This window comes from Klebsiella sp. KTE92 (genome assembly GCF_000398905.1).
GTDB classification, from domain to species: Bacteria; Pseudomonadota; Gammaproteobacteria; order Enterobacterales; family Enterobacteriaceae; genus Klebsiella; species Klebsiella variicola.
Window position 1 is genome coordinate 807,826 of sequence record NZ_KB976100.1, and the last position, 11,915, is coordinate 819,740.

Here is an 11,915-nt window from a genome sequence, read left to right on the forward strand (position 1 = left end):
ACCCCTTAATACGAAAGTATTAAGGGGTTTTTTTATACCTGTAAAAAAGTTAACGCCTCTTTAACTCCATAATAACTATCTGGTTATTAATTCGGCCTTCGGTCTCGCCAGGCTGGCATATCGCTTGCCTTGCCTTCGGCGTTTCGCCTATTATATCGCCCGTCATAATAATAATTATCGTTTACGTTATCATTCACTTTCATCAGAGATATACCCATGGCGCGTCCAAAAACTGCTCAGCCAAATCACTCGCTGCGTAAAATCGCAGTCGTAGTAGCCACGGCGGTTAGCGGCATGTCTGTCTATGCACAGGCTGCGGAACAACCGAAACAAGAAGAGACTATCACCGTCGTTGCGGCACCGGCCGCCCAGGAAAGCGCCTGGGGACCGGCGCCGACCATCGCGGCAAAACGCTCTGCCACGGCGACGAAAACCGATACCCCGATCGAAAAAACGCCGCAGTCTGTCTCGGTGGTCACGCGCCAGGAGATGGAGATGCGCCAGCCGACCACGGTAAAAGAGGCGCTCTCCTATACGCCGAGCGTCTTCTCCACCCGCGGTAGCTCGACCACCTATGATGTGGTCACCATCCGCGGTTTCACTACCTCGACGACCGTCAATACCAACCAGTATCTGGACGGCATGAAGCTGCAGGGAAATAACTACTCTGAAGTCTCCATGGACCCGTATTTCCTCGAGCGCGTGGAAGTGATGCGCGGGCCAACCTCGGTGCTGTACGGCAACAGCAACCCTGGCGGTATCGTCAGCATGGTCAGCAAACGCCCGACCACTGAGCCGCTGAAAGAAGTGCAGTTCAAGATGGGCACCGACAACCTGTGGCAGACCGGGTTTGACTTCAGCGACGCCATTGATGATGCCGGCGTCTGGTCCTATCGCCTGACCGGCCTGGGCCGCAGCCAGGATACCCAGCAGCAGATGGCGAAGTCTACCCGCTATGCGGTGGCGCCGTCCTTTAGCTGGCGCCCGGACGATAAAACCGACTTCACCTTCCTGAGCAACTTCCAGAATGACCCGGATGCGGGTTACTACGGCTGGCTGCCGCGCGAAGGCACCGTGGTGCCGTATTACGACGCCAACGGGAAGGCGCACAAGCTGCCGACTGATTTCAACGAAGGCGAGGCGGATAATAAGATCTCGCGCCGCCAGAAGATGGTGGGTTATAGCTTCTCCCATCAGTTTGATGACACCTTTACTGTGCGGCAGAACCTGCGCTATGCCGAGGTTGATACCTTGTATCGCTCGGTGTACGGGAATGGCTATGTCGCCCCGGGCTACATGAATCGCGCCTATGTGCGTTCTGATGAGCACCTGAACACCTTTACCGTCGATACCCAGCTGCAGTCTGCTTTCGCCACCGGCGCGGTCAGCCATACGCTGCTGACCGGCGTGGATTACTCGCGGATGCGCAACGATGTGGATGCCGACTACGGGACGGCGGATCCTATCAGCATGAGCAACCCGCAATACGGCAACCCGAATATTCAGGTCACTTTCCCGTACGCGGTCCTCAACCGAATGGAGCAGACGGGTCTGTACGCGCAGGATCAGATGGAGTGGGATAAGTGGGTCATGACCCTGGGCGGCCGTTACGATTACGCCACCACCTCAACGTTAACTCGCTCCAGCAACAGCCTGGCGGAGAATCACGACCAGCAGTTCACCTGGCGCGGCGGTATCAATTACCTGTTTGATAACGGCATCTCTCCGTACTTCAGCTACAGCGAATCCTTCGAGCCGGTATCGGGTTCCGGGCTTAACGGCCAGCCGTTCGATCCGTCGCGTGGCAAGCAGTATGAAGCTGGCGTGAAATATGTGCCGAAAGACATGCCGGTGGTGGTCACCGCCGCGGTCTATCAGCTGACCAAAGATAAGAACCTGACGGCGGATCCGGCTAACCAGGCGTTCAGCATCCAGACCGGCGAGATCCGCTCCCGCGGCCTTGAACTGGAGGCGAAAGCGGCGGTGAACGCCAATATCAACGTCACCGCGGCCTACAGCTATACCGATGCGGAATACACTCACGATACCGTGTTCAACGGCAAGCGTCCGGCGGAAGTGCCGCGTAACATGGCCTCCCTGTGGGCGGATTATACCTTCCACGAAACCGCGCTCAGCGGTCTGACGATTGGGGCAGGGGCGCGCTATATCGGTTCAACGGTCAGCTACTACAAAACTGACACCAGCACCGGTAAGAAAAATGATTCCTTTAGTGTGGCCGGTTATGCGCTGATGGATGCGACGGTGAAATACGATCTGGCGCGCTTTGGCCTGCCGGGCTCTTCGGTCGGCGTCAACGTCAACAACCTGTTTGACCGCGAATATGTCTCCAGCTGCTATAGCGAATACGCCTGCTACTGGGGTGCGGGACGTCAGGTTGTCGCGACCGCAACCTTCCGCTTCTAACTACTCACGGGCGCGGTTCGCCGCGCCCAACATCAGGTTGTTGCTATGCAGGAACAGACTCCGCACTCTGAGACCACCTTTGCGTTAAATGGCGTGACCTTTCGCGTACCAGGTCGCACGCTGCTTCACCCCCTTTCGTTAACCTTCCCGGCAGGAAAAGTGACTGGCCTGATAGGCCATAACGGTTCCGGCAAATCCACATTACTGAAAATGCTCGGCCGCCATCAGCCGCCTTCCGCAGGCGATGTGCTGCTGGACGGCCAGCCGCTGGAGAGCTGGAGTAGCAAGGCGTTTGCCCGCAAAGTGGCCTATCTGCCGCAGCAACTGCCGGCGGCGGAAGGGATGACAGTTCGCGAGCTGGTGGCGATAGGTCGCTACCCGTGGCACGGCGCGCTGGGGCGCTTCGGCGCGGCGGATCGCGAAAAGGTGGAAGAGGCGATCGCGCTGGTGGGGCTGAAGCCTTTGGCGCAGCGGCTGGTGGACAGTCTCTCCGGCGGCGAGCGTCAGCGGGCGTGGATCGCCATGCTGGTGGCGCAGGATAGCCGCTGTCTGCTGCTTGATGAACCGACCTCGGCGCTGGATATCGCCCATCAGGTCGATGTGCTCGCGCTGGTGCATCGTCTCAGCCAGCAGCGTGGCCTGACGGTGATCGCAGTCCTGCATGATATCAATATGGCTGCCCGCTACTGCGATTATCTGGTCGCGCTGCGCGGTGGGGAAATGATCGCCCAGGGGACGCCAGCAGAACTGATGCGCAGCGACACGCTGGAACAAATCTACGGCATCCCGATGGGGATCCTGCCGCACCCGGCGGGCGCGGCGCCGGTAAGTTTTGTCTATTGATGATGAACCCAACTCTGATAACCCGACGCCGCCTGCTGACCGCGATGGCGCTCTCGCCGCTGCTGTGGCAGATGCGCGGCGCGCAGGCGGCGAACATTGACCCGCAGCGCGTCGTCGCGCTGGAGTGGCTGCCGGCCGAACTGCTGTTGGCGCTCGGCGTCACGCCCTACGGCGTGGCCGATATTCCCAACTATCGCCTGTGGGTGAACGAACCCGCGCTGCCCGCGTCGGTGATCGATGTCGGCCTGCGCACCGAACCCAATCTTGAGCTGCTGACGCAGATGAAACCGTCGTTTATCGTCTGGTCGGCAGGCTATGGCCCGTCACCAGAAAAGCTGGCGCGTATCGCGCCTGGCCGTGGTTTCACCTTTAGCGACGGCAAACGGCCGCTGGCGATGGCCCAGCGTTCGCTACTGGAAATGGCCGACCTGCTGGGTAAACAACAGCAGGCGAAGCGCCATCTGGCGGAGTTCGACGCGCTGATGGAGAACCTGCGTCCGCGATTTGCTCGGCGTGGCGATCGCCCACTGCTGATGATTTCGCTGCTCGATGCCCGCCACGTGCTGGTATTTGGTGAGAACTGCCTGTTCCAGGAGGTGCTTGACCGCTTTGGCATTCAAAACGCCTGGCGCGGCGAAGCGGCATTCTGGGGCAGCGTCACCGTCGGTATTGACCGGCTGGCGGCATTTAACGAGGCCGATGTGATCTGTTTCGATCATGGCAACGATCGGGAGATGGCCCAGCTGTTGGCGACCCCGCTGTGGCAGGCGATGCCGTTCGTGCGCGCGGGGCGTTTCCAGCGGGTTCCGGCGGTGTGGTTCTATGGCGCGACGCTGTCGGCGATGCATTTCGCCCGCGTGCTGGCCGATGCGCAGGGGAGGGCGGCGGTATGAACGCGCGTCTCTCGCCGTTAGCCATTTTCCTGCTGACCGGGCTGCTGGTTGCCGCTTTCGCGCTGAGCATCGTCAACCTCAATGTCGCTTTACCTTACGCGCAATGGCGTCAGGCGCTGTGGCAGCCGGATATCGATAATATCGCCCAGATGCTGTTCCATTACAGCCTGCTGCCGAGGCTGGCGATATCGCTGCTGGTCGGCGCCGGGCTGGGGCTGGTCGGCGTGCTGTTCCAGCAGGTGCTGCGTAACCCGCTGGCGGAGCCAACCACGCTCGGCGTCGCCACCGGCGCACAGCTGGGAATGACGGTGACGACGCTATGGGCCATCCCTGGCGTGCTGGCCTCGCAGTTTGCGGCGCTGGCTGGGGCTTGTCTGGTGGGGGCGCTGGTGTTTGGCGTCTCGTGGGGCAAACGTCTGTCGCCGGTGACGCTGATCCTGGCCGGCCTGGTAGTGAGTCTCTATTGCGGCGCGGTCAATCAGCTGATGGTGATTTTCCATCACGATCAGCTGCAAAGCATGTTCCTGTGGAGTACTGGCACCCTGACGCAGACCGACTGGAGCGTGGTGCAACGCCTGTGGCCGCAGCTGCTCGGCGGCGCGATGTTGACGCTGTTATTGCTACGCCCGTTAACCCTGATGGGACTCGATGATGGCGTGGCGCGCAACCTTGGGCTGGCGCTGTCTCTGGCGCGGCTTGGCGTGCTGACGCTGGCGATTGTCATCAGCGCGCTGCTGGTTAACGCGGTCGGCATTATCGGCTTTATCGGTCTGTTCGCGCCGCTGCTGGCGAAAATGCTCGGCGCCCGCCGCCTGCTGCCGCGATTGCTGCTGGCGGCGCTAATTGGCGCGTTGATCCTGTGGCTTTCCGATCAAATTATTCTCTGGCTCAGCCGGGTCTGGCGGGAAGTCTCGACCGGGTCAGTCACCGCGCTGATTGGCGCGCCTTTATTGCTGTGGCTGCTGCCGCGGCTGCGCAGCATCAGCGCCCCGGTGATGAATGGCGGCGATAAAGCGTTGATCGAGCGCCGCCACGTGCCGTGGTTCGCGCTGGGCGGCTTAGCGCTGCTGCTGTTGGCGATAACCGCCGCGCTGACCTTTGGTCGCGATGCCCATGGCTGGCAGTGGGCCAGCGGCGATCTGCTGGCGCAACTGATGCCCTGGCGCTGGCCACGTGTGCTCTCGGCGCTGTTCGCCGGGGTGATGCTGGCGGTCGCGGGCTGCATCATTCAACGCCTGACCGGCAACCCGATGGCCAGCCCGGAAGTACTGGGCATCAGCTCTGGCGCGGCGTTCGGTGTGGTATTGATGCTGTTCTTCGTGCCGGGCAACGCCTTTGTCTGGCTGCTGCCTGCCGGCAGCCTTGGCGCGGCGGCAACGCTGCTGGTTATTCTGATCGCCGCCGGGCGCGGCGGTTTCTCGCCGCACCGGATGCTGCTGGCGGGGATGGCGCTGAGTACCGCCTTCACCATGCTGTTGATGATGCTGCAGGCCAGCGGCGATCCGCGAATGGCGCAGATCCTGACGTGGATGTCCGGTTCGACCTATAGCGCGACGCCGGAGATGGCGCTGCGTAGTGGCGTGGTGATGCTGGCGCTGCTGGCGCTGGCGCCGCTCTGCCGCCGCTGGCTGACCATTTTGCCGCTGGGCGGCGAGGCGGCGCGGGCGGTGGGGATGGCGCTGACGCCATCGCGTATCGGGTTGCTGCTGCTGGCGGCGAGCCTGACGGCGACGGCGACGCTCACCATTGGGCCGTTAAGTTTCGTTGGCCTGATGGCGCCGCATATTGCGAGGATGCTGGGCTTTCGTCGGACGATGCCGCATATGGTGATTTCCGGGCTGACGGGCGGGATGCTGCTGGTGTTCGCCGACTGGTGCGGGCGAATGATGATGTTCCCCTACCAGATCCCGGCGGGGCTGTTGTCGACCTTTATCGGCGCGCCGTACTTTATCTATTTGCTGAGAAAGCAGAGCCGCTAACGATCCTGGATGGCCTCAATATCCCCGGTGGCGCTAGCGCTTACCGGGGCTACAGCGCTGTGCAATTTGGTAGCCCGGACAAGGCGCAGCGCGCCGCCTCCGGGAAACTCCCCGGTGGCGCTAGCGCTTACCGGGGCTACAGCGCTGTGCGATTTGGTAGCCCGGACAAGGCGCAGCGCGCCGCCTCCGGGAAAATCCCTGCGCCACCAGGCCTTCAAGTACCTTACAGTTTGGCAAACACCCGACGGGCGGCGTCGATGGTGTTGTTAATGTCCTCTTCGCTGTGAGCGATGGACATAAAGCCGGCTTCAAATGCCGACGGCGCCAGGTACACACCTTCCTCCAGCATCAGGTGGAAGAAGCGCTTGAAGCGTTCGACATCGCACTTCACCACGTCCTGATAGCAGGTGACGGTTTCGGCATCGGTAAAGAAGATGCCGAACATGCCGCCGACGTTATTGACCACCAGCGGGATCCCGGTTTCGCGCGCCGCGTTCAGCAGGCCATCCGCCAGCTGGTTGGTCAGATCGGTCAGGGTTTCATGCACACCCGGCTGCGCCACTTCACTTAAGCAGGCGAAGCCAGCGGCCATGGCGATCGGGTTACCGGAGAGCGTACCAGCCTGGTACACCGGGCCGGTCGGCGCCAGCGCGTCCATCACTTCGCGGCGGCCGCCGAAGGCGCCCACCGGCATCCCGCCGCCGATGATTTTCCCGAGACAGGTCAGATCCGGCTCCACGCCGTAATAAGCCTGGGCGCCCGCCAGCGCGACGCGGAAACCGGTCATCACTTCGTCGATAATCAGCAGCGCGCCGAACTCATCGCACAGCGCGCGCAGGCCCGGCAGAAACTCCGGCTGCGGCGGAATGCAGTTCATGTTGCCGGCCACCGGTTCGACGATGATACAGGCGATATCCTGCGGATACTGCTCGAACGCCGCGCGTACCGAGGCGAGGTCGTTATAGGTGCAGGTCAGGGTATGTTTAGCGAAATCGGCTGGCACGCCCGGCGAGTTTGGCTGGCCGAGGGTCAGCGCGCCGGAACCGGCTTTCACCAGCAGACAGTCGGCATGGCCGTGATAGCAGCCTTCGAACTTAATGATCTTATCGCGGCCGGTGAAGCCGCGGGCCAGTCGAATGGCGCTCATGGTCGCTTCGGTGCCGGAGTTCACCATCCGCACCATATCCATGGTCGGGACCAGCTCGGTCACCAGCGCCGCCATTTTCACTTCCATTTCGGTCGGCGCGCCAAAGCTCAGGCCGCGGGACGCCGCTTCGATCACCGCATTGCGGATAGCCGGGTGGTTGTGGCCCAGCACCATCGGACCCCAGGAGCCGACATAATCGATATAGGCCTTCCCGTCCACGTCATAAAGATAGGCGCCATCCGCGCGTTCGATAAACAGCGGCGTGCCGCCGACGCCGGTGAAGGCGCGCACCGGCGAGTTAACGCCGCCGGGGATCAGTTCGCGCGCAGCATGGTATAGATTTTCAGATTTGCTCATGGCCAGGGTCCTGGTTCGTGAAAAATGTTTTATCGGCTATTCTAAGTTATTCCAGGATGGTTATGAAAGTTTTGCCCAATTGAAACAATGTGCCGCAAGGGCATTTTTTTGACGACGCAGCGCGCCGGGGCGGCTAAAATGCCTCTCTCTTCATTTGTATTACCAATAATTGATAATGGCATGAAAGCAGAAACTCCCTCTTTTGAAGCACATCAGTTCGTGCGGGTGCGTCGCGGCGATGCGGTGCGCCGTTTGATTCAGCGCGATAAAACGCCGCTGGCGGTCCTGTTGATGGCGGCGGTGGTTGGCACGCTGGCCGGTCTGGTGGGCGTGGCGTTTGAAAAGAGCGTGAACTGGGTGCAGAACCAGCGGATCGGCGCGCTGGCGCAGGTGGCCGATCATTGGTATCTGGTCTGGCCGCTGGCGTTTATCTTGTCGGCGCTGCTGGCAATGGTCGGTTATTTCCTCGTGCGCCGCTTTGCGCCGGAGGCGGGCGGCTCCGGGATCCCGGAAATCGAAGGGGCGCTGGAGGAGCTGCGGCCGGTGCGCTGGTGGCGCGTGCTGCCGGTGAAATTCATCGGCGGCATGGGGACCCTGGGCGCCGGAATGGTGCTGGGACGCGAAGGGCCGATGGTGCAGCTTGGCGGCAACATTGGACGCATGGTGCTGGATATCTTCCGCATGCGCAGTCCGGAGGCGCGGCACACGCTGCTGGCGACCGGTGCGGCGTCGGGGCTCTCGGCGGCCTTTAATGCGCCGCTGGCCGGTATTCTGTTTATCATCGAAGAGATGCGCCCGCAGTTTCGCTACAACCTGATCTCCATTAAAGCGGTATTTACCGGCGTGATCATGTCGAGCATTGTGTTTCGTATTTTCAATGGCGAAGCGGCGATCATTGAGGTAGGCAAGCTGAGCAACGCCCCGGTGAATACCCTGTGGCTGTATCTGGTGCTGGGCATGCTCTTTGGTTGCTTTGGTCCGCTGTTTAACTTCCTGGTGCTGCGCACCCAGGATATCTTCCAGCGCATCCACGGTGGCAATATCAAAAAATGGGTATTGATGGGCGGGGTCATCGGCGGGATCTGCGGCCTGCTGGGGCTGATGCAGCCCTCCGCGGTGGGCGGTGGCTTTAACCTGATCCCCATCGCCGCCGCCGGTAATTTCTCCGTCGGTTTGCTGCTGTTTATCTTTATTGCCCGCGTGGTGACCACGCTGATCTGCTTCTCTTCCGGCGCGCCGGGGGGGATCTTCGCGCCGATGCTGGCGCTGGGCACCTTGCTGGGCACGGCGTTCGGCATGGCGGCTATTCCGCTGTTTCCGGCCTACCATCTCGATGCCGGCACCTTCGCCATCGCCGGGATGGGGGCGCTGCTGGCCGCCTCGGTGCGCGCGCCGCTCACCGGGATTGTGCTGGTGCTGGAGATGACGGATAACTATCAGCTCATTTTGCCAATGATTATTACCTGCCTTGGCGCAACACTACTGGCGCAATTCCTCGGCGGTAAGCCTTTGTATTCGACCATTCTGCAACGTACTCTGGCGAAGCAGGAGGCCGAGCAGGCGGCAAAAGCGCAGCAGGCACCGCGGGAGAATACTTGAACGATTTACCAGGGTATTAGATAATGGCTCAAAAGGTCCGGTTATTCTTTAACCGGCCGGAAGTATCAATGGGAGCAAAAAATGAGTGATGACGTAGCGTTGCCGCTGGAGTTTACCGAAGCCGCAGCCAACAAAGTAAAACACCTGATTGCGGATGAAGATAATCCGAACCTGAAACTGCGCGTGTATATCACCGGCGGCGGTTGCAGCGGTTTCCAGTATGGCTTCACCTTTGACGATCAGGTGAACGAAGGCGATATGACCATCGAGAAACAGGGCGTCGGCCTGGTGGTTGACCCAATGAGCCTGCAGTATCTGGTCGGCGGCGCCGTCGACTATACCGAGGGTCTGGAAGGTTCGCGTTTCATCGTGACCAACCCGAACGCGAAAAGCACCTGCGGCTGCGGTTCCTCATTCAGCGTTTAAAGCGAGTGCGACCGGGCGCCTTCTCCTCCAGCGAGAGGGAGCCAACGCGAAAAACGGTAACCTTAAGGTTACCGTTTTGCTTTTACTACCGCCCGTTATCGTCCAGGGCAAACGTCGGCAGCTTCAGGTGCCAGCGGATCGCCGCCAGACGGATCACCAGTGTCACCACCATGCCCATCATCGCCGAATTCTCCAGCGGGAGATGAAAGGTGTCGTGTGCTGTAGCGTGGACAATGCCGCCGACAATACAGGCGGTGGCGTAGATCTCGGTGCGCAGAATCATGGGAATTTCGCGCGCCAGCACGTCACGGATAATCCCGCCGCCGACGCCGGTGACCACCCCCATGCAGACCGCCACCAGCGGACCACTGCCGGCGAGGAAGGCTTTATTGACGCCGATGCCGACAAACACCGCCAGACCGACGGCATCAAGAACGGGCAGTATCCATTTCGGCAGCCGACGCGGCTGGCGGACCAGCAGGATGGTCAGCATGCTGGTGACCATCGCCACCACCAGATCGGTGGGATCTTTGACCCAGAATACCGGGCCATTCGCCAGCGCCATGTCGCGGATGGTTCCGCCGCCCACCGCCGTCACCACGCCTAACACCAGCACGCCGAATGGGTCCATGCGTAATTTTCCCGCCAGCAGAACGCCGGAGATCGCGAAGACAGCCGTGCCAATAATATCCAGCCAATAGACAAGCATCGTTGATTCCCACTGAACATCCGGTGTGCCGGATGATTATTTTACCTGGTCAAGCGCCGCACAAAGTTGTTTGGCGGCGAGGATAATACGTGGGCTTGCGCGTTCAAACCAGTCGCTGTGTAACGCAATCAACGAAATGGTGAGCTGATGTTGCCAAAAGCGCTGCGCTTCGGCAATGCGGCTGGCGTCGCCGGTCACCACGATCGCCTGCGGCTGGCGGGCCAGCACCTGTTCGCGGCTCACCTGCGGCCAGGGAACACGGCTGGTGGCAAAGATATTCTCGCCGCCGCACAGCCCCAGCACCTGATCCTGAATCGAACCGGGACCACTGGTGAATAGCGGCGCGGATCCGAACTGCAGGAAGACGCGTTTCTTCGGCGCATTGGCATAGCGCGCTTTCAGCGTATCGTATTCCTGCTGCATCGCCTGCGCCGCCTGCTGCGCTTTTTCCGGCTGCGGGCTCCACTGCGCCAGCTGACGCAGGGTGGCGATGATCTCTTCTATCGTCGAGGTCTGCACCCAGAGGACATGAATACCCAGCGACTGCAGCTGGTTAACCTGGCGTTCGGCATTGCCCCCGCGCCAGGCCAGCACCACGTCTGGCTTTAGCGCCACGATGCGCTCCAGGTTCATCCCCTGCCAGCTGGCAACCTGTTCTATGGTTTTGGCCTGCGGCGGATAATCGGAATAGCTGCTGACGCCGACCGGCGTGATCCCGGCGGCAAAGGCCAGTTCGGTATTGGCGGGGGAGAGGGTGACCACCCGCGGCGCGGCCAGTAGCCACGCCGGGGCGAGTAACAGCAGCGCGGCAAGCGCGAAGGATAGCGACTTAGCCACGTGCCAGGTTCTGTACCAGATTCTCCACCATCAGGGTGGACTGTCTGGCGGCGACCGCAAGGAACTCCTCAAAACTGAGGTGGGACTGCTGATCGGCCACGTCGGAGATGGCGCGAACCACCACGAAGGGAACCTTGAAGTTATGGCAGACGTGAGCGATGGCGGTCGCTTCCATTTCCACGGCGATTGCCTGCGGGAAATTATGGCGGATCTTCGCCAGCGCGACGGAGCCGTTAATGAAGGCATCGCCGCTGACGATCAGGCCGCGAACGGCATTGAGATCTAACGCTTTAATGCAGTCTTCGGCGGCGGCCACCAGCTTATCGTCCGCTTTAAAGCCCGCCGGGCAGCCAGGCAACTGGCCATACTCATAACCGAAGGCGGTGACGTCGGCATCGTGGTAGCGCGCTTCATCGGAGACGACGATATCGCCGACCTTCAGCGTCGGCGCGAGGCCGCCGGCAGAACCGGTATTAATGATCACGTCAGGCTGGCAGCGCTCCAGCAGCAGGGTCGCGCCCGTCGCCGCCGCCACTTTCCCGATACCAGACTTCAGCAGAGCGACGTCAACGCCGTGAAGTCGGCCGGTATAGATTTCGCTCCCGCCAATAGTGATAGTCTGGCGGTTTTCGATTTTGTCGCGCAGGAGGGTAACTTCCTCTTCCATAGCGCCAATAATGCCAATTTTCATAGATTTACTC

Annotated in this window: 10 protein-coding genes; 6 read left to right on the forward strand and 4 right to left on the reverse strand. The window is 60.9% G+C overall.

What is annotated here, in order from left to right; translation table 11 throughout:
- Nucleotides 1-216 precede the first annotated feature (216 nt).
- The 4 genes from fhuA to fhuB are packed head-to-tail and all read left to right on the forward strand — an operon-like array spanning nucleotide 217 to nucleotide 6,139.
- Nucleotides 217-2,424, forward strand: coding sequence for a ferrichrome porin FhuA (gene fhuA, locus A1WC_RS21210; protein ID WP_012968913.1), 2,208 nt, complete (start codon nucleotides 217-219; stop codon nucleotides 2,422-2,424).
- A 45-nt stretch (nucleotides 2,425-2,469) separates the two neighbouring features.
- Entirely contained in the window at nucleotides 2,470-3,267 is a 798-nt protein-coding gene (gene fhuC, locus A1WC_RS21205) for a Fe3+-hydroxamate ABC transporter ATP-binding protein FhuC (RefSeq protein WP_012968912.1), read from the forward strand.
- Nucleotides 3,267-4,160 (forward strand): Fe(3+)-hydroxamate ABC transporter substrate-binding protein FhuD, encoded by an 894-nt coding sequence (gene fhuD, locus A1WC_RS21200; protein WP_012968911.1) that lies wholly within the window; start codon nucleotides 3,267-3,269, stop codon nucleotides 4,158-4,160. The genes fhuC and fhuD overlap by 1 nt, the downstream gene beginning before the upstream one ends.
- A complete protein-coding gene (gene fhuB / locus A1WC_RS21195) occupies nucleotides 4,157-6,139 on the forward strand; it encodes a Fe(3+)-hydroxamate ABC transporter permease FhuB (protein WP_012968910.1) in 1,983 nt (660 codons plus the stop codon). The genes fhuD and fhuB overlap by 4 nt, the downstream gene beginning before the upstream one ends.
- A 223-nt stretch (nucleotides 6,140-6,362) precedes the next feature.
- Here fhuB and hemL read toward each other — a convergent pair whose 3' ends face one another.
- Nucleotides 6,363-7,643 carry a glutamate-1-semialdehyde 2,1-aminomutase gene (gene hemL / locus A1WC_RS21190; protein WP_016160319.1) on the reverse strand — a complete coding sequence of 427 codons (1,281 nt, stop codon included), beginning with the start codon at nucleotides 7,641-7,643 and terminating at the stop codon, nucleotides 6,363-6,365.
- Nucleotides 7,644-7,823: 180 nt separating this feature from the next.
- Here hemL and clcA point away from each other — a divergent pair, with 180 nt between their 5' ends.
- Both clcA and erpA read left to right on the forward strand, forming a co-directional pair.
- Nucleotides 7,824-9,242: a H(+)/Cl(-) exchange transporter ClcA gene (gene clcA / locus A1WC_RS21185; RefSeq protein ID WP_008807364.1), complete on the forward strand. Its 1,419-nt coding sequence runs from the start codon at nucleotides 7,824-7,826 to the stop codon at nucleotides 9,240-9,242.
- An 81-nt stretch (nucleotides 9,243-9,323) separates the two neighbouring features.
- The gene (gene erpA, locus A1WC_RS21180) at nucleotides 9,324-9,668 is read left to right on the forward strand and encodes an iron-sulfur cluster insertion protein ErpA (RefSeq protein WP_008807363.1); all 345 of its coding nucleotides are present in this window, start codon (nucleotides 9,324-9,326) and stop codon (nucleotides 9,666-9,668) included.
- 85 nt (nucleotides 9,669-9,753) lie between these two features.
- On the opposite strand, the gene A1WC_RS21175 is transcribed toward erpA, so the two are convergent.
- Genes A1WC_RS21175 through mtnN form a run of 3 tightly spaced genes read right to left on the reverse strand, consistent with a single transcriptional unit; the run spans nucleotide 9,754 to nucleotide 11,905 of the window.
- A complete protein-coding gene (locus A1WC_RS21175) occupies nucleotides 9,754-10,377 on the reverse strand; it encodes a TRIC cation channel family protein (protein WP_002889277.1) in 624 nt (207 codons plus the stop codon).
- A 36-nt stretch (nucleotides 10,378-10,413) separates the two neighbouring features.
- Entirely contained in the window at nucleotides 10,414-11,214 is an 801-nt protein-coding gene (gene btuF, locus A1WC_RS21170) for a vitamin B12 ABC transporter substrate-binding protein BtuF (RefSeq protein WP_012542811.1), read from the reverse strand.
- Nucleotides 11,207-11,905: a 5'-methylthioadenosine/S-adenosylhomocysteine nucleosidase gene (gene mtnN / locus A1WC_RS21165; protein ID WP_016160321.1), complete on the reverse strand. Its 699-nt coding sequence runs from the start codon at nucleotides 11,903-11,905 to the stop codon at nucleotides 11,207-11,209. The genes btuF and mtnN overlap by 8 nt, the downstream gene beginning before the upstream one ends.
- Nucleotides 11,906-11,915: the final 10 nt, after the last annotated feature.